The sequence below is a fragment of the Amedibacillus sp. YH-ame6 genome (genome assembly GCF_053848845.1).
On sequence record NZ_JBSPEZ010000004.1, the window covers coordinates 21,761 to 41,360 of the forward strand.

Consider the following 19,600-nt stretch of genomic DNA (forward strand, 5'->3'; position numbering starts at 1 on the left):
GAGGTTTATACATGGAAAAAGATAAGAACAAGAAAATACTAGATGTAGAAAACCTTCGTGTTTATTTTTATACTAGTAAAGGAGTTAGCAAAGCTGTAGATGGCAATAACTTCAAAATGTACGAAAATGAAACGCTTGCTATTGTTGGTGAATCTGGTTGTGGCAAGAGTGTTACAGCCATGAGTATTCTTGGTTTAGTAGATGAACCTGGCAAGATTGAAGATGGTAGTAATATTTCATATGATGGCGTAAATCTTGCCACTTTAGGTGATGCAGAAATACGTAAGATTCGTGGAAATGATATATCAATGATTTTCCAAGAACCTATGACTTCTTTAAATCCTGTATTTACTGTAGGATCTCAAATTGAAGAAAACATTCTTCTACATGAAGATGTTACAAAAGATGAGGCGAAAGAACGTACTATTAAATTATTAGATTTAGTTGGTATTTCTCGTCCTGAGAAAATTGTTACAAATTATCCTCACCAGTTGTCTGGTGGGATGCGTCAACGTATTATGATTGCTATGGCATTAGCTTGTAGTCCAAAACTATTGATTGCGGATGAACCTACAACGGCACTTGATGTAACCATACAAGCTCAAATATTAAAATTAATGAATGATCTAAAAGAAAAAACTGGAACGTCTATTATGCTAATTACTCATGATTTGGGTGTTGTAGCACAGATGGCGGATCATGTAAATGTTATGTATGCTGGAAAAGTTGTTGAGAGTGCTTCTGTTTTTGAAATATTCAAAAACCCTAAACATCCATATACAGTGGGTTTAATGGCTAGTATGCCTTCTTTAAATAGCGGAAATGAACGTTTGGCAACAATTGAAGGTAGTGTGCCAAATCCAGTAAATCTTCCTTCTGGATGTTATTTTGCTGATCGTTGCCCAAAGGCTATGCCAAAATGTAGAGAAGGACAACCAAGTGATGTTAAAGTGGGTTCAAGACATCATGTAAGTTGTTTCCTATATGATGAAGGACAGGAGGCATAATATGGAGGATAAGAAAGTTATTCTTGAGGTCAATGACCTTAAAAAGTTTTTCCCTCTTGGAAAAGGAAAATTTAATAAAAATAAAAAATATGTAAAAGCTGTGGATGGAGTTTCATTTAAACTTTACGAAGGTGAAACTTTAGGTCTTGTAGGTGAATCTGGTTGTGGTAAGTCAACGTTAGGACGTGCTATTATCCGTTTACATGAGCCTACAGAGGGCGAAGTGATTTTCAATGGAGAAAATATTCTTGCGAAGAATCGCAAAGAAATGCGTAAATTACGTGAAAAAATGCAAATTATATTTCAGGATCCATATAGTTCATTGAATCCTAGAATGAATATCTATAACACTCTTTCTGAACCTTTGGTTGCACATGGGTACTATAAGAAAGGGGATGAACTTAAGGATTATATTTTAGGATTGATGGAAAAATGTGGATTACCACCATATTATTGCTATCGTTATCCACATCAGTTTTCTGGGGGACAACGTCAGCGTATTGGGATTGCAAGATCACTTGCATTAAGTCCATCTTTTATCGTTTGTGATGAACCAGTATCTGCACTCGATGTTTCTATTCAGTCACAAATTATAAATTTAATGGTAGACTTGCAAAAAGAACAAAAAATTTCTTATATCTTTATTTCTCATGATTTGAGTGTTGTAAAACATATAAGTAATCGTGTTGGAGTCATGTATTTGGGATCTCTAGTGGAATTGGCTGATAAGGATGAAATATTTAATAATCCTCAACATCCATATACGAAAGCTTTAATGGCAGCGATACCTAAACCAGATCCATCACAGCGTTCTGCGATGGAAGCTATCCAAGGGGAAATTCCTAGCAATGTAAATGTACCAAGTGGATGTAAATTCCATCCTCGTTGTCCTTATTCTAAGGATATTTGTAAGGAACAAGAACCAGCTAACAAAGAAATTAAACCAGGTCATTTCACACTATGTCATTTTGGTGGTGAATTCAGTGATAAATAGACCTAGATTAAAAGAACTGTTGAAAAAAAAGGAAATAAAAGAAGGTAAAACAGCAAATTTAGAGAAGAATGATTTTCTAGCACTAGTAATAGCAGGATTTTCAGTAATACTACCTGTAGTCTTACTAGCGTTTGGTGTGATTGCACTTTTGCTTTATTTGTTTGTATTATTTTTTCAATAAAAGGTACGAAGAGACAAATTTTTAAAAGAATTTGTCTTTTTTTTAGGAATTTTACCCAATTTTCTCGTATATACCTATGGAAGGGCGGTATATCGAATGAAAAGAACAAGAAAAGATGAAGATGTATTAATGAAGTATTTGGGAAGGTTGTATCAAAAATATGAAGAAACAACCAGTAAGGAAAATCTACAAATAATGGAACAGGAGGGTGCCTATAATGCAAATGAATTTCGTATCGATATGGATAGAATCTTACGCGAACTACCTGAAATCTATGCAGAAATCATTAGGAATGATTTCCTATGCCTAAACGATAGCGATTGGTGGAAGAATAAATATGATGGAAAGACGCACGAACAGCTAAAAAACATTGCGGTAGAGGCATTCTTTCATTGCTTATATATGTGAAAAATGGTATTATTAAATACGTAGGTAGGATTAAAGAAGTTCAAAAATACAGGTAATTCTACCAAAAAAAGATACTCATCATAAGTGGTTTTAAGTGTTAAGAGGAGGATACATTTATGTTAAAAGGTATTGCGGCATCGTCTGGAGTAGCTATCGCGAAAGTATACAAGCTGGTACAGCCTAATGTAGAAATCGTTAAAAAGGATGGAGACCCTGCAGTAGAAGTTAAAAAATTCAATGAAGCTCTTGAAAAAACAAAAGCAGATATTGAAGTAGTAAAGGAAAAAGCTTCTGCACGTTTATCTGAAGAAGAATTGGCTGTGTTTGATGCACATTTAATGATGGCATCAGATCCTGAATTCGCTGGGCAGATCGTTTCAATGATTGAAAACGATAAAGTGAATGCAGAATATGCAGCAGATGTTGTTTCTTCACAAATGGTAGCAATGTTTGAGTCTATGGATAATGATTATTTCCGTGAAAGAGCAGCAGATGTCAAAGATGTTACATATCGTTTAAAATGCAATGTTTTAGGATTAACAATTCCTGATTTATCAACAATGAATGAAGATTCAATCGTAGTAGCACATGACTTAACACCATCTGATACTGCACAGTTAAATATGTTCGCAAAAGGATTTGCGACAGCAATTGGTGGTAGAACATCTCACTCTGCAATCATGGCAAGAAGCTTAGAAGTTCCTGCTGTTGTTGGTTGTGCTGGTGTACTTGAAGCAGCAAATCATGGAGATATGATGATCCTTGATGCATTAGAAGGGGATGTTATCTTAAATCCAGATCAGGATACAATTAAGAAATATGAAGCAAAAGCAGCAGCTTTTGCAGAAGAGAAAGCAGCTCTTCGTGTATTAAAAGATGCGAAATCTATTACTACAGATGGTCATGAAGTAGAACTTGCTGGAAACATCGGTAGTGCGAAAGATGTAGATGGTGTCTTAAATAATGGTGGAGAAGGTGTAGGTTTGTTCCGTACAGAATTCTTGTATATGGATGCTGATCACTTCCCAACAGAAGATGAACAATTTGTTGCATATAAAGAAGTATTAGAAGGTATGGGCGGACGTAAAGTTGTTGTTCGTACATTGGATATCGGTGGAGATAAGAAATTATCATACTTTGAATTCCCTGAAGAAATGAACCCATTCTTAGGATACCGTGCAATTCGTTTATGTTTAGATCGTACAGATATTTTCCGTACACAATTGCGTGCATTGATTCGTGCAAGTATTTATGGAAAACTTTGTATCATGTTCCCAATGATCGCTACGGTACAAGAATTCCGTGATGCAAAAGCTATCTTCAATGAAGAAAAAGCAAACCTTATCAAAGAAGGTGTACAAGTTGCGGATAATATTGAAGTTGGTATGATGGTGGAAATTCCTGCTGCTGCAGTAAATGCAGATAACTTCGCGAAAGAAGCAGATTTCTTCTCTATTGGTACAAACGACTTAATTCAGTATACAATGGCAGCGGATCGTATGAGTGAAAATGTATCTTACTTATACCAACCATATAACCCTTCTATCCTTCGTCTTGTAAATATGACAATTCAAGGTGCTCATAAAGAAGGAAAATGGGCTGGTATGTGTGGAGAAATGGCTGGAGAACCATATGCAGTACCATTACTATTAGGTATGGGTCTTGATGAATTCTCAATGTCAGCTACTTCTATTCTTCCAGCACGTAAAATGGTAAATGGCTTAAGCAAAAAAGAGATGGAATCTCTCGCTGCAGAAGCATTAAGTTTATCAACAGCTGAAGAAGTATTAGCTCTTGTTAAAAAATCAGTAGACAAATAATAGAGAACAGGATGCGCAAGCATCTTGTTTTTTTTTGAACATCATTATGGTAGAATATAAGAAAGGATTTTGATGGGAGGGTGAATCATGAAAAGAAGAACAGAAAGTATGCGTTGGCGTATCTTTGTATATAATATTATGCTTCTTTTGATGGTATCACTTGGTTGTACGATGTATTATTTGTTGAATGATGAAACAATTAATAAGTACAATGATACATTTACCACGTATAATGAATTAAATCATGTATATCATAATGCAAAAGAAATACATACCCTTTATACAGAGTATATGTCTAATGAAGATGAAACCTTTATCAAACAAGCAGAGAATAGCGAGAAAGAGGCTTTACAAGGTCTACAAAATGTAAAAGATGCATATGGCAAGGTGGATCAGGATAAACAGTTTACTAAGCTTAAATCAAGCATACAAGAGTTTTATCAATATGTTAAGAATGCTACCTACACGATAGATGCACCAGTATCAAAAGATCAAGTACATCAACAATTTATCAACATCATGAGATCACGTGGCGATTATTATGAAATTTTAACCAAAGATATGCAATTCTATAAAAATCAAGTGCACGAGCATCGTCTTATATTAGGTTGGATGTCGGTTCTCTTGATAATCCTTATGATCATATGGATTATATACTTTTCTAGAACGATGTTAAAATCAATTACAGATCCAATTGAAAAAATCGTCCATAATATGAAACAAATAAAAAAAGGAGAATACGATTTAACACAAATATCCAATGCGAATGTCGAGATGAATGAATTATGTATTGCTCTTGAAGATATGGCAGATAGTGTTCAAAAGAATATCCAATATGCAGAAGAAAAGGCAGACTTAGAAAAACGTGTTCTAGAACAACAAAATGAGAACTTAAAAAAAGATGAGTTATTAATTCAAGGAGAATTACGTGTTTTACAAAATCAAATAAACCCGCATTTTTTATTTAATACTTTGAATATGATTTATAAGAAGGCGTATAGTGAAGGCGCATATGAAACTAGTGAACTGATGGAAAAGACAAGTCAACTACTTCGATATAGTTTAGATACCATCCATAAAGTAAGTACCTTAAGAGAAGAGTTAAAAGCGATTGAAAACTATATGTTTCTACAAGAAAATCGTTTTGGAGAAAGAATCACTTTCCATTTATATGTGGATTTAGATATACAAAACATTCACATTCCTACGATGGTTCTACAACCATTGGTGGAAAATGCAGTAACGCATGGCTTAAAAGACACTATAACGGATGGGGAAGTTATAGTAAGTGCGAGTATGAATGGAACAGATATTCTTTTATCAGTAAGCGATAATGGAATAGGTATGTCTGCTCATACATTAGAAGAATTGATCTTAAATGAATATCGTATACAGGATGAAGAAAGAGAACACATTGGATTGTATAATGTGACGAAACGATTAAAAACATTTTTTAAAGATCAAGTCGAAATCATTGTGAATAGTAGTGAGGATTGTGGCTTTGAAATAGTGATGAAAATCAAGGGGGAGGAAATCTAATGGTAAAGATACTTGTAGTAGAAGATGAAAAGATAGAACGGGAAACATTGGTTCATATTCTAAAAGAAAACATAAGAGATGGTCTTGTTTTTGAAGCACGAAATGGAAAGGAAGCTATTGCGTTATTTGAAAAGGAACAACCAAACATCGTGTGTGCAGATATCAATATGCCTGGGATAAATGGTTTAGATATGATTCGAGATATGAAAAGCAAGGATACAAAAGTGCAATTCTTAATTGTATCTTCTTATAATTATTTTGAATATGCACAACAAGCCATTCGTTTAAGTGTCGCAGATTTTATTTTAAAACCATATAACATTGCGGAGTTTTTACAGGCAATCGAAACCCTAATAAAAAAGTTAACTTCTTTTGATGTAAACAAAGCCGATGCGTTTGAGATGAAAATACAAGAAATGATACCGCAAAGAATCCATGAATGTTTGTATGCGATTATTTCAGATGAATCTGAAATAGAACTTTATCGTAAGGTACATGCTTTAAATCCAAAGATTACAAGTGGGATGTGTGTGTTATATAGAGGAACCCAAGAAGATTTTCTTCTTGAACAACTGCACGCCATATTTTCATCTTCGACATATCAAATCATCCAAGAAAAAATACATGGTTTTCTAACTTGCTTTGTCTTAGGAGATAAATCTTTTTCTAAAGAAGATATAGTGAATGTCTGTGAACAACTAGAAAATAATCTTACCGATGAAGCTGGGTTGGGTATTGGAACCATGGTAAATAACATCGATAACTTTCATGATTCTTTTTTAAAGGCAAGAGATCATATTGGAAAACAACTGCCCTTCCAACAACAAATTTATGATAACGTCAATACATTAGGGGTTCATATAAATCACATGCACAACTATGTGGAAGATACCTTAACAATCTTTGAAAATTTGGAGGAAGCATCATTAAAGAATATAATCAAAAAGATATGTGATGATGTACTAATGTTGGATAAAGAAGATATCTTACATCATATCGATGAATATTATGAAGAATTACTTGTGAGTATCAAACGACAATTTATGGATATTGATTTACATGATTTTATGTTGTTACCTCTACGTATATCTGCCAATGTATACCAAGAGTTGGATATCAATTTAACCTTGAACTTAAAAAAACTATATCATAATGTAAGTGATTTACGATTTAAAAATACCAATCATCTAGTAAAAGAAGCACTCCATTTCATAGAACATAATTATAAGAAACCGATTACCTTGAGTGATTTGGCAGAACATTTAAAAGTATCTCCTTTTTATATAAGTAAGTTATTAAGTACAACTATGCATAAGACATTCACGGAAATGTTGGCAAAGAAACGTGTAGATGTTAGTAAAGAGCTGTTGAGAGAAGATGTCCAAATAAAAGAAATTGCAAGTCGTGTAGGTTTCCAAGGACAAAGCTATTATAATAAAATATTTAAAAAGTATACTGGTATAACACCAAAAGTATATAGAAACAAAATGAAAAGATAAGATATGACAAAATGTTGTTATAAATAACAAAAATGTTTTAATAAATATGGATTATAATATAGGTGCAGATAAAGACCAAAATAATAATATATATCTGCAATACCATAATTTAAGACTGTTACCAGCCGGTCTTAGATTAATCCTTTTTCTTTAAAAAAATCACGCTTCTCCCAGAGCGTGGTTTTTTTATGTAAAAATATATAACAGCGTATTTACATTTATGATTGTTAAGATTAATTAAGATTTGGTGTAAAAGCACTATGCTATAATGAACATGTTAAATGGATGGGACCATTCAAACGAGGAGTGTAATAACATGGAATTATTAAAAACATTGGAGGGATTCGCTTCATCAAATGCGATTGCCTATATACACAACGGCGAAACGCTTAGTTATCAAGATTTACTTCAAAAGGCAAACCGATTGGCTCATTATCTACAAAGCGAGTTAAAGGATGATAAAACACCAATCCCTGTATATGGACATAAAGATCCACTTATGTTGATTTGTTTTCTAGCTTGTGTAAAATCTGGTAGAGCATATTGTCCAATTGATGCAGGTATTCCAAAGAACCGTATCGAAGCTATCTTAGAGACGGTTCAATCATCGATTGTACTAAGCAGTGAAGAGCTTGATGTTGCACATAATGGTATTGTAGATAAAACAAAATTATATGAAATCATAGATACACATACGGAAGAAATTGATTCTTCTTGCGCACTCACAAGTGAAGATATATTTTATATTATATTTACTTCAGGTAGTACTGGTATTCCTAAGGGAGTACAAATTTCTTATGCAAACTTGAATCATTTCCTAGAGTGGTCAATACCTCTTGCAAATGCACAATCAAAAGCAAAGATATTTATCAACCAAGCACCATTTTCATTTGATCTGTCCGTAATGGATTTATACACTTCCTTAGGAAGTGGAGGTACCTTATTTACGTTAGATAAAGAACTACAAAAAGATTATCATACATTGTTTGAAGCATTAGCTTCCTCAAAGGCCAATGTTTGGGTATCCACACCTTCTTTTGCGGATATGTGTTTAGTTGATAAATCCTTTTGCGAAGATATGATGCCAGATATGGAAACCTTCTTGTTTTGTGGAGAGGTGTTAACCAATGAAACGGCTAGAAAACTATTACAACGTTTTCCAAACGCTAAGGTAATCAATACGTATGGACCTACAGAATCTACAGTGGCTATCAGTGATGTAGTTATTACCGAGGAAATAATTGAGAATAGTAATCCTTTACCAATTGGAGTTCAAAAACCAGGTACATGGCTTCAAATCATTGATGAACAGGGGAATTGCCTTCCAGATATGGAAAAAGGGGAAATCATCATTGTTGGAAATACGGTAGGAAAAGGATACTTCCATAATCCTGAGCAAACAAAGAAAGCCTTTTTTACAAGAGTCATTGATGGCGTAGAAATGCCTGCGTATCATACTGGTGATAAAGGCTATCTTGAAGATGGTATGTTGTACTATTGTGGACGTATGGATTTACAAGTGAAACTTAATGGGTACCGTATAGAAATCTGTGATATTGAACAGAATCTAATGAAAGTGGACGGTGTAGAAAATGCCGTAGTAATTCCTAATTATAAAGATGGAAAGATTAAAAATCTAATTGGATATATTGTGTATCAAGGAGATACAAGTCAACGTTTCCAATTAGGACAAAGCATTTCCGCATCACTAAAACAATTTGTACCAGATTATATGGTACCAAAGAAATATGTGTTCATTGATGAAATGCCAATGACCAACAATGGGAAAGCGGATCGTAAAGCATTACAAGAGGGGTTATCATGAATTTCTTTGAAGGGCTAAGCTTCTTTCTTGTCTTATTCGCAGGATTGATACCAGCCTTTATTCTAGGAGTGAAAGAAAAACCCATCAAACAATATGCCCTTGGGTTTTCTATCTTCTTTCTGTATTTAATCTGTAGAAACAGTATGAGTGGATTTCTCTATCTCATTGCGTTCTATGTCATTGAATGGTATGTGATTCGCATCTATCTATTCTTAAGAAAGAAGTATGGGAAAAACTCTTCACTTTATGTACAATTTGTCATCTTGGCAATGTTGCCATTGATTCTTTGTAAAGTATCCTCTTTGGTTCAACTCAATCTATTTGCCTTTATAGGAGTTTCCTATGTATCCTTTAAGGTAATACAGATTGTGATTGAAACCTATGATGGTTTAATAGAAGAAATGAGTTTCTTCGAATATAGTAGTTTTATTTTATTCTTCCCTTCGATAAGTTCAGGTCCAATTGATCGAAGTCGACGTTATCTTAGTGATTTGCATAACATTCCAGCAAAGAGTGAGTACTTGCAGATGGCAGGAGAGGGAATCTTTAAGCTTACGTTAGGTATTTTATATAAATTTGCATTGGGTGGAATTGCATTTACTCTAATGAATCGTGTATCTAACATATATGCTCCTTTGGAAGTGATTGCCTATGCCTATTTATATGGAATTTATATGTTCTTTGATTTTGCTGGTTACAGTAATATGGCGATAGGAGCCAGTTATATATTAGGTATTAAGACACCAGAGAACTTCAATAAACCATTCTTAAGTATTGATATTAAGGATTTCTGGAATCGTTGGCATATGACCCTATCCTATTGGTTTCGTGATTTTGTATTCTCACGCTTCATGTTGGATAGCGTACGTAAGAAACGTTTCTCTAGTAAGCTCAATTTGGCATTCTCTGCGTATATGGTTAATATGAGTATTATGGGATTTTGGCATGGAATCACACCTAGCTATATCCTATACGGGTTATACCATGGATTACTACTAGGAGGTTTTGAGTTTTACCAAAAGAAATCAAAGTTTTATAAGAATAATAAAAACAAGAAATGGTACAAACTTCTATCATGGTTTGTGACCTTGAACTTGATCATGTTTGGATTCTTAATCTTCTCAGGTCATTTTATGGAAATTGTTCATCGTCTTGTTCGTTTGCTGTTGTTGCACATATAAAAAATGGAGGAAATGAAAATGAAAAATGAAATTTTAGAAATGTTAGAAGAAGTATGTGAAGATGAAATTGTAAAGGAAGATTTGGATATCAACCTATTTGATACGGGGTTGATTGATTCTTTGGGTGTTACTACCTTGATTGTAGAAATTGAAATGCGTTTTAATATTTCTTTATCTCCAACAGAAATCGAAAGAAGTCAAATGGATACACCAAATAAGTTAATTGCTCTTTTAGAAGAAAAGAGTTCTGAAAAATGAGAATTATAAAGGCATTTATCACCGCTCTGGTAGTATTTGCCATTACCATTACTGGGTTTCGTTGGTATGTAAGTGAAGCTATTACAAGTGATACAAACGATATAGACTATTATCTAAGTCGTAAGAAGTATTTATCCACTTCTGCACTTGCGAACAATCTTCATAAAAATACTGCATTGGTGTTAGGCTCAAGTGAATTGAGTCGTTTATATGATTCTAAATTTCATCCTAAACAAATGGTGAATGCGAAAGATAAAAGCTTTATGTTAATTGGAGAAGGGTATTTTCAATCCTTGAACCATGCCATTCGACTAGGCGCAGTAGCACCTAGTATGGAGAATAAAAAAGTGAACTTAATCCTTTCTCCTCAATGGTTTACCAAGGATGGGGCAGATGCAATGTCCTTTACATCAAGATTTTCGGAAGATAACTTCATTGATTTTCTAAAGAACAGCAACATCAAAAAATCTACAAAAAAGAAAATCATAAAACGTACCAATGAATTATTAACACCGAGCCCAAAAGTAAAAGAACGCGTGATGAAATATGAAAAAGTATACACTAGCAATAAAGCGAGCATTCTAGATAGTGCCTATACAGGTATCTTCTCATCTTTTATTTCGTTAAAGACGGATGTAGCTTTTATGTCAGACTATCAATCTTCAGATATTTATCACAGTATGGCAAAGCCTGTACCTAAATTTACTGGGATTGATGAAGCTCGTTTATTAAAAGAGGCAGATATCGAAGGACAACAAAGAGTAAGCAATCCATTTAACATGGATAATGATAATTACAATGCACGCTATAAAAAACGTGTGGAGAAAAAGAAAAATTCACAGTTAAATGAATCCTACTCTATTTCACCTGAATATGATGATTTACAACTCTTCCTAGATGTTTGTAAACAAAACAAAATTAGCGTGAATTTGATTATGATTCCAGTGAATGGCGCATGGTATGATCATGTTGGTTTCTCAAAAGAAAAACGTGAAGAGTATTACCAAAACATTAGAACCATTGCTAGAGTAAATAAAGTAAACTTAAGTGATCTAAGCAAGCATGAATATAGTGATTATTTCTTCATGGATGCGACACATTATGGATGGAAAGGTTGGGTGTATGTAATTGAAGACATTCTTAAATTTGAAAAATCATAAGCTATGTATGTATCTGGCATGGACTCTGTTTTTCTATCTTTGTTTTATGATTATCTTTGTATATTTCTTACAAGCAGATTTATCGGATATCCCAGATTTTATTTATAGTCAATTTTAAAGGAAAAGAGGAGTGAACATGAAAAGAATAAAGAGACAATTTCTAATCGTTGTTTGTTCCTTGATTTTAGGATCACCGATTCAGATTAGTGGATTTAATCGTGTGAGTGCAAATGGCTGTAGCACAAAGATATATACAAATATGGATGATTTCTATAAAGAAAAGAAACGTAGTATTCAACTTCTTGCCTTAGGTGATAGCAATATCTATCGTGGATTTTCTCCAATGACCTATTGGAATGATAAGAAAGTAACGGCATACTCCTTAGCTTCAGCCTCACAACCTGCATGGTTGTCCTATTATTTATTAAAGGATGCACTTAATTATCAAACACCTGAAGTTGTTATCTTTGAAATTAATGAATTGTTTGCGAGTTCAACTTCACAAATTCCTCGTTATTGTAGTGCTATCAATTCTCTGCGTACAGATAGCGCAAGACTTCGAGCGATTCATGATGATACAGGCGGTTTAAATCAAGAAGATAAAGATATCTTATATGAAAATTATGCGAATCAAATATATCGTAAGACCGTAAACAAAATCATTCCTTCTCAAAGTATTACGACGAACAATAAACCACCAAATCACTTCAAAGGCTATCTATATGAAACTACCGTGATTCCATTCACTGGCTATGAAACGTATATGTCTCGCTATGATGTTGCCTTAGGACTAGATGAGAAAAAGATTGCTTACATTGATTCCATTATAGAACTTTGTAAACAAAAAAATATCAAATTGCTATTTGTTAAATTTCCAACACGTGAGTGGACTACGCAAAAAAGCAATCTTGCCAAAGAATATGCGAATAAAAGAGGTGTACCTATATTGGATATGAATGCTGATGTTCCTTCAGTGGATTGGATGAAAGATACAAAAGATGCAGGATTTCATATGAACAATGCAGGTGCGATAAAATGTACAAAAGTAGTCGAAGAATTTATCGACAAATATATACGCATTTCTCTTACTTCCGATAAAGGAGTGATAAATTCTTATCAGACAACTTATCAAATTTTTCAAAATGCAAAATAAAGGTATCTTAATGATTAGCAGAATAAAAAAGGTTATCTCATTTAATAGAATATATCTGGTAAGATTTTCTAAAAAAGTGAGGTAACCTTTATTAATTCAATTTTTTATTCAATAACTAATGTGATTATTTGTTTTTTTATATCTTTGCTTATTGAAATTGTAGAGTCGATTTTATTATCTTCCAATTTCATTTGTTTATCTGATGAAAATGGTTCCGATAAAAATTTTGCTATTGTATCCAAATTTTCTTCCTCTATATCTGAGTACATAATGCTTAAAATTAGTGCAGAAGGTAATATGCCTAATTTTGAATATTGATAACCATCAATATTTTCAATATTGCCAAAACTAATGGTTTTTAGCTGTTCATTTTCATCAAAGTTAAGTTGTAGACAGGAAACCTCTTTTACTTGATAAGTCATAATAAATTGTGAATCTTGTTTTTCTAGTTTTTCAAATGTGAAATGTTGATTTTCATTCGGCAATGAATCAGAAAAGTCGTTAATATTCTTGTGAAAAATAAATATTTCTGAAGACTCTTTGAAAGTATCTGGAGTTAATGGTTTGTTTTGACATCCATAAAGAAAACTCAAACATAAAATGATAATACATAATTTTTTCATGGCATTATTTTCCTTTCGTTGAAAAATTAAGTATGCTGCTTAATTTGCTTTCACATTCTAAATTATCATGAGTTTCATCCTCTCCCCTGTTTCTTGTTTCCTTTCCATTGCCTATTAAATATCTTTGTTAAGCAGATTATAGTATGCTAGAATTACATTCGCAAGTTTACTAGAGTAGATGATAGTGTAAAATGGATGGGGGATTATACAAGGTGCTTTAACCCTAATCACGAGAACGTTGTGAATCTTCAGGTGAGTACATTTATGGTGTCCACTACAAAAAAAGACAGAACTCCTAAAAAATATAGGAATTCATACCTTTTGCTTGTTGATACGTTTACTTGATTTTACAATATCATTGTTTTTATTTTGTAAGTTCAAAAAAATCTTGTACGCTTTCTTCACATGTCTTTAAACAATCTATCCAGAATCCCTTGTCCGTTAAGTCAATATGGGCAATACGTGCTACATCTTCTACAGAAGATACTGTGGTAGCTTTTAGCATCTTGCGATACGTATCTACAAAAGAAGGACCTTCTTCTTGATATTTCAAAACCAAACCTCTTGCGAATAATCCACCAAAGGCGTAAGGGAAGTTGTAGAAACTTAAATCACTAGAATAATAATGAGATTTACAAACCCACATATATGGATGTAAGTAAGCAGGATCTAATCCATCTCCATAAGCTTTTTTCTGAGCGTCCAACATAATTTGTTCTAATTCATCAGGAAACATAAATCCTTTTGTACGACGTTCAAAGACTTCCTTTTCAAATAAGAACCTTGAATAAATATCACACATGATTTGTGTTAATTCCTGTAGCTGATTTTCCAATAAGGCTATTTTTTCTTCACCTTGAGCATCCTTAATAATCGCATTCATAATAATGTTTTCATTAAAGATTGATGCGGTTTCCGCTACTGGCATAGAATACGTTGTATTTAGTAAATGATGATCTTGTATCATCATTCCATGATAGGCGTGTCCAAGTTCATGGGCAAGTGTAACTATATCTCCTAAACCACCATCATAATTTGTTAGTACACGACTTTGTTTGACAAATGGTAAATTGTAACAGAAAGCTCCACCAACTTTACCATTCTTTGGATAAAAATCAATCCATTGTTCATCGAATGCAGTTTGTATCATATCTGCCATATCCTGAGCAAATGGTTTAAAGTGCGTTACTAAGTATTCTTTTGCTTCATCAATAGAATATGTTGTACTTGTAGTTGCTAGAGGTGCAAATAGTTCATACCAAGGTAGTCCATGTTCATATCCTAACAATTTTGCTTTTCTTTTTAAATAGGTTTGAAATAAAGGCATGTATTCCTCCATAGCCTCTAACATCGCATCTAATGTTTCTTTTTTCATTCTTGCTTGATATAAGGTCATATCCAAAGGACTTTCAAATCCACGTAGATCACAAACTGTTTGAAATTGAGACTTGATGTTGTTTAAAGAGAACGCAATGGCATCTTTAATTTTATCGTAAGATTTAAGTTCCGCCTCATAAGCACTTTTACGTACTTGTTTATCCGCATCATATGCAAGATTACGTATTTGAGGTAAGGTGATTGTTTCTCCTTGATACTCTACTTTCAAGGTGCTTGTTAAATAGCTTTGTAGGCTTTCCCAACCACTGCCTCCACTCATATTCAATTTTGTAATTACTTCTTCTACATCATCACTTAGTAAATATTTACCGTTCTCTTGGATTTCTTTTAAGTAAAATGCGTATTCTTTTAGAAATTCATCTTCTTTTATATACGTATCTAAATTCTTCACCTGCGCAATAAAAGATTCAAAAATAGAATTTGCTTTACTTAATTTTGTCACAAGACGAGTAATCTGTTCCAAATAAGCAATCGTTTCAGAGTCTGTCGTGTCTGTTGATTGTTTTAAGTTTCCATACGCATAGAGTTTACTAAGGACAAGTTTATTTTGTTCTTGTAGCTTTACGATCTCTTTACACGCTTCTAATTCTGTTTTTTCATGTATATGCTTTGCCAACTCATTGTACGCATCTACATTTTTTTCTAATGCTTTCATATCTGATTGAAAGCAAGTATCATCATACCCTTTATAGAGTATATCTAGTGACCATTCATGCATGTTATATTCCCTCTTTCTCTTTGTAGCGATATGGATATTATATCACAAAAAGGAAGATTGTATTCGTGGGAACATCAAATTCTTACACGACGTGAATAGGTATAAATAACATAGGCAATTAGGGTAAGCAGGATACTATAACTAGCATATAACCAAAGAGTACCAGGAATTGCCTCAAATAATGTAGTAGAACCAAAGAAGAAGAAAATACAAGATGAAATAAGTTTTACACGATCCTCAGGAAGTTTGGAAAAAATGAATTTTCCCGCAAAGATACCAACGATGTTCGCAAGAATTAGGCCAATTGCAGAACCTGCAAAGATTGCTAAATGATCTTGCATATGATCCGCAGCCAATGCAACTGTCGCAAGTTGTGTTTTATCTCCCAATTCTGCCAATATAAAAGATAACGCAATGGATATGATTGGTAATTTCATACCAACTTTATGATGATCTTCCTCTTCTTTTCCTTTGCGTAAATTCCATAATCCAAACAATAGAAACATAACCCCACCACATATTTTAATAACTTTCACAGGAACAAAATCACCAATGATATCTCCAGCTAATACGGATAATCCAGCGATTATAATAATTCCACTAATCATTCCCATAAGAATAGTCTTAATACGAAAACGATTGGTAAGTGCCATAATCATAAACTGGGTTTTATCAGCCATCTCGGCAATAAATACAAGTAAAAATGTGTGTAAAAACATAAGGCTCACCTCAGCACAGTATATGATAGAGTACTTAAAAACATGAAAAAAATGAAGCATAATCGCTCCATTTCATTATTTTATATAGGCAAGAATCAACTTCATCGTATGAAGTACTCCATCAATGTGTGTTCTTTCCATTCCATGTGAAGCATGAACACCAGGACCAATCAAAGCTCCCTTGATATCATTTCCACCACTTCTTGCTGCACTTACATCAGAGCCATACATTGGATAGATATCCACAGCATAACTAAGCTGTTCTTGTTTTGCCAAAGAAATCAAACGATTGGTAAATTCATAATCGTAAGGTCCACTCGAATCTTTTGCACAAATACTAACATCATATTCGCTGCATGCTAAGTCTAAACCGATACATCCCATATCCACCGCAAGAAGTTCACTAATTTCTTCTGGAATATAAGACATTCCATGTCCTACTTCTTCATATGTACTCATCATAAAGATAGCATTATGTGCTGGTGTTATATTCTTATCTTTTAGCTCTTTTAACACACCCACAAGAATCGCAACACTTATTTTATCATCCAAAAAGCGTGATTTGATAAACCCACTATCTGTAATTTGAACCTTTGGATCAATCGCTACAAAATCACCATTTTGTATACCCAATGCTTCCACATCTGCCTTGTTTTTTACGACTTCATCAATGCGTACTTCCATCTCTGCAATCTCACGAGCCTTACTAGACGCATCCTTATACACATGAGAGGCAGGAGAAGTAGATAAGATTGTACCTGTATAAGTTTTGTTATCTCTTGTATGTATACGACAGTACTCCGCATCCAATGTAGGAATGATAGGTCCACCAATATTAGTTAAGGCAAGTTTACCATCGTCTTTGATAGAGCGAACCATCAAACCTAAGGTATCACAATGCGCACATAGACCCACTGTTTTAGACGCATCCTTACCATCTACATAGATAAGCAAATTTCCTTTTTGTGTTCTTTTACATGGATATCCTAATTCTGTAACTGTACTCTCCACAAAGCGTATTGCTTTATCACAAAATCCTGTAGGAGAATCAATTGATAATAACTCTTTCGCAAACTTCAATACATATTCTTTTTCCATTTTTTCCACCTTTATTTGCTGATATAGATACCATCTATATCATCTATTTCCTTCACTTTTACTCGAATGACTTCTTGTAGCGAACTTGGTATATTCTTTCCAATATAGTCTGCACGAATAGGAAGTTCACGATGCCCGCGATCTACTAAAACCGCCAATTGAATTTCCTTTGCACGTCCAAAGTGCATAATCGCATCCATGGCAGCACGCACCGTTCTACCTTTAAACAACACATCATCAACTAGAATGACATGTTTGTCTTTTACAGGCAATTCCATTTCTGGAATTGGTGTTGTTGTTTCTTTGTCATCGCGCCAATGTGAGACATCCAGCGCATAACAAGGCACTTCATAATTCTCCACAAGTAAGATATTATCCCGCAAACGATTTGCCAAAATCTCACCACGTGTCTTAATGCCGATCAATACGACATCTTTGATACCTTTATTATGCTCAATGATTTCATGGGTGATACGTGTAAGTGAACGCTTCATCCCAAGTTCATCAATGATTTCTTTCGTTTCCATGTCTGATCCTCCGCTAAATTTACTACTATAAGTATAGCTTGTAGCCCATAATTAAGCAATGTTTATCCAAGTATTTTCTGGAATATTTCATTTGCTAAGCGCTTATAAATTGTTTGTTTTTGAAAAGGAGTCGCACGTGTGTATAGAGGATACAGTGGAATATTTGATACAAAGATCATTGTAATGAATTCTTCTATTAAGTCATGGATGAGTTGACTTTCCTGTGTGCACCCAAAAGCATTGTAAAAGAAAGAACGTTTTACATCATTCATGGACTCTAAAGGTTCTTGAAATGCAGCTCTTTTTGTATCATCTAAATAGAAAAAGTGTGTAACTCTATGAAAGTGAATGGTATCTTCAAAAGAAACAAGCGGAAGTACAAAATGATATCGAGTAATATCTTCCTCTAAAAGAATACCATCATGATAACTCGTAAATATATCTTGAAATGAAGGTACACTCAATGCTTTACAGGCACCTATTTCAATGGCAGTTGAAACAATTTCATTATCAAGATAATGAAGCGTTCCAAAATCATCAAACAAGACTTGATATTGCATGTTTTGTTTTTTTAGTACTTGTACACATGCATCCAACATTTCAGACTTTCCACTACATCTTTCTCCCGCAAATAAAAAACCATATTGTTTTTTTTGATAAAAGAATTCTATCATAGAGGCATGAATAGGTAGATCATGTTGGTGAACACAAAGTGCATTATATAAGGTAAGAAGCATGTGTTTTAAATGTAGGAAATGATGAATACGCTCATCTCCCTTTGCTAGTCCAATGTACATATCATTGGTTTCATCCACATAGTATTCCATACAAGTATTTTGATCTTTTAATCCAAAAATCAGTAAAAAATCTTGATGAATGGAAGGGCTGGTCGTATGGTACATATGAAACAAAGGAATAGCCAATGAAGCACATTGTTTTGATAAGAATATCATCCCTTGTTTGTGTGTGATTTGAATACTAATTGATACATAATCAGAGGCATCCATACTAATATCACGATAGATAAAACTTGTCCTTTTATGAATGGGAAGTTCTTCATAAGGTGGCATACAAAGTTTTATCTTATCATGTAATACGACACGATCAATACAAGGAATCTTTTGAAATGGAAGATGTGCATAAGGATGTGAAAAAGTATGTTTTCCTACAAAGAAAACGGCTTGAAAATTAAAGGGATAGCTACGTAATAACCCACTATCTTTTTGTGATAATAAACTCATTTTTAAAAAGAGTGGAAGAAGGGAAGGACAACATTCTTGTTGGTTTGAAGTGATGCGAATCTTGATCACATCTTTATAATATGAAATAAAAGAACATAGTACAGGATGAGGATAGGGGTGTTTATTACAAAGAGAATAAACCATAGAGGCATCAATATCATATGGATAGTTTTCTAGTAGGACTTGTAGATATTGTTTTGGATTTAATGAATTATAGAATAGCAGATTTTTTTTCATAAGCTCACCTATTC

18 protein-coding genes are annotated in these 19,600 nt (G+C 33.6%); 12 read left to right on the forward strand and 6 right to left on the reverse strand.

Annotated features, from left to right (window positions below):
- Positions 1 to 11: 11 nt before the first annotated feature.
- The 12 genes from ACWG0P_RS04590 to ACWG0P_RS04645 all read left to right on the forward strand — a co-directional run bounded on the left by ACWG0P_RS04590 (position 12) and on the right by ACWG0P_RS04645 (position 13,025).
- Entirely contained in the window at positions 12 to 1,007 is a 996-nt protein-coding gene (locus ACWG0P_RS04590) for an ABC transporter ATP-binding protein (protein WP_455800695.1), read from the forward strand.
- Between the two features lies 1 nt (position 1,008).
- Complete coding sequence (locus ACWG0P_RS04595) at positions 1,009 to 2,001, forward strand: ABC transporter ATP-binding protein (RefSeq protein ID WP_455800696.1); 993 nt, start codon at positions 1,009 to 1,011, stop codon at positions 1,999 to 2,001.
- Complete coding sequence (locus tag ACWG0P_RS04600; RefSeq protein WP_455800697.1) at positions 1,991 to 2,182, forward strand: hypothetical protein; 192 nt, start codon at positions 1,991 to 1,993, stop codon at positions 2,180 to 2,182. The genes ACWG0P_RS04595 and ACWG0P_RS04600 overlap by 11 nt, the downstream gene beginning before the upstream one ends.
- Positions 2,183 to 2,278: 96 nt before the next feature.
- Entirely contained in the window at positions 2,279 to 2,590 is a 312-nt protein-coding gene (locus ACWG0P_RS04605; RefSeq protein WP_455800698.1) for an MG284/MPN403 family protein, read from the forward strand.
- 116 nt (positions 2,591 to 2,706) lie between these two features.
- On the forward strand, positions 2,707 to 4,410 hold the full coding sequence (gene ptsP / locus ACWG0P_RS04610) for a phosphoenolpyruvate--protein phosphotransferase (protein WP_455800699.1): 1,704 nt from the start codon (positions 2,707 to 2,709) through the stop codon (positions 4,408 to 4,410).
- Positions 4,411 to 4,497: 87 nt separating this feature from the next.
- Entirely contained in the window at positions 4,498 to 5,949 is a 1,452-nt protein-coding gene (locus ACWG0P_RS04615; RefSeq protein ID WP_455800700.1) for a sensor histidine kinase, read from the forward strand.
- Entirely contained in the window at positions 5,949 to 7,448 is a 1,500-nt protein-coding gene (locus ACWG0P_RS04620) for a response regulator transcription factor (RefSeq protein WP_455800701.1), read from the forward strand. The genes ACWG0P_RS04615 and ACWG0P_RS04620 overlap by 1 nt, the downstream gene beginning before the upstream one ends.
- Before the next feature lie 316 nt (positions 7,449 to 7,764).
- Entirely contained in the window at positions 7,765 to 9,273 is a 1,509-nt protein-coding gene (gene dltA / locus ACWG0P_RS04625) for a D-alanine--poly(phosphoribitol) ligase subunit DltA (protein WP_455800702.1), read from the forward strand.
- On the forward strand, positions 9,270 to 10,454 hold the full coding sequence (gene dltB / locus ACWG0P_RS04630; protein ID WP_455800703.1) for a D-alanyl-lipoteichoic acid biosynthesis protein DltB: 1,185 nt from the start codon (positions 9,270 to 9,272) through the stop codon (positions 10,452 to 10,454). The genes dltA and dltB overlap by 4 nt, the downstream gene beginning before the upstream one ends.
- An 18-nt stretch (positions 10,455 to 10,472) precedes the next feature.
- Entirely contained in the window at positions 10,473 to 10,712 is a 240-nt protein-coding gene (gene dltC / locus ACWG0P_RS04635; protein WP_455789690.1) for a D-alanine--poly(phosphoribitol) ligase subunit DltC, read from the forward strand.
- Positions 10,709 to 11,872, forward strand: a complete 1,164-nt coding sequence (dltD, locus tag ACWG0P_RS04640; protein WP_455800704.1) for a D-alanyl-lipoteichoic acid biosynthesis protein DltD — start codon at positions 10,709 to 10,711, stop codon at positions 11,870 to 11,872. Before dltC ends, dltD begins: the two co-directional genes overlap by 4 nt.
- Positions 11,873 to 12,008: 136 nt before the next feature.
- Positions 12,009 to 13,025, forward strand: a complete 1,017-nt coding sequence (locus ACWG0P_RS04645; RefSeq protein ID WP_455800705.1) for a hypothetical protein — start codon at positions 12,009 to 12,011, stop codon at positions 13,023 to 13,025.
- A gap of 104 nt (positions 13,026 to 13,129) precedes the next feature.
- Here ACWG0P_RS04645 and ACWG0P_RS04650 read toward each other — a convergent pair whose 3' ends face one another.
- The 6 genes from ACWG0P_RS04650 to ACWG0P_RS04675 form a co-directional block, all read right to left on the reverse strand.
- Positions 13,130 to 13,648, reverse strand: coding sequence for a hypothetical protein (locus ACWG0P_RS04650; RefSeq protein ID WP_455800706.1), 519 nt, complete (start codon positions 13,646 to 13,648; stop codon positions 13,130 to 13,132).
- A gap of 364 nt (positions 13,649 to 14,012) precedes the next feature.
- Positions 14,013 to 15,764, reverse strand: a complete 1,752-nt coding sequence (locus ACWG0P_RS04655) for a M3 family oligoendopeptidase (protein WP_455800707.1) — start codon at positions 15,762 to 15,764, stop codon at positions 14,013 to 14,015.
- A gap of 74 nt (positions 15,765 to 15,838) precedes the next feature.
- Complete coding sequence (locus tag ACWG0P_RS04660) at positions 15,839 to 16,483, reverse strand: TMEM165/GDT1 family protein (protein ID WP_455800708.1); 645 nt, start codon at positions 16,481 to 16,483, stop codon at positions 15,839 to 15,841.
- Positions 16,484 to 16,558: 75 nt separating this feature from the next.
- Positions 16,559 to 17,581 carry a M42 family metallopeptidase gene (locus ACWG0P_RS04665; protein ID WP_455800709.1) on the reverse strand — a complete coding sequence of 341 codons (1,023 nt, stop codon included), beginning with the start codon at positions 17,579 to 17,581 and terminating at the stop codon, positions 16,559 to 16,561.
- Positions 17,582 to 17,592: 11 nt separating this feature from the next.
- Positions 17,593 to 18,108: a bifunctional pyr operon transcriptional regulator/uracil phosphoribosyltransferase PyrR gene (gene pyrR, locus ACWG0P_RS04670; RefSeq protein WP_455789696.1), complete on the reverse strand. Its 516-nt coding sequence runs from the start codon at positions 18,106 to 18,108 to the stop codon at positions 17,593 to 17,595.
- Positions 18,109 to 18,170: 62 nt separating this feature from the next.
- Positions 18,171 to 19,586: a hypothetical protein gene (locus tag ACWG0P_RS04675; RefSeq protein ID WP_455800710.1), complete on the reverse strand. Its 1,416-nt coding sequence runs from the start codon at positions 19,584 to 19,586 to the stop codon at positions 18,171 to 18,173.
- Between the last annotated feature and the right edge of the window lie 14 nt (positions 19,587 to 19,600).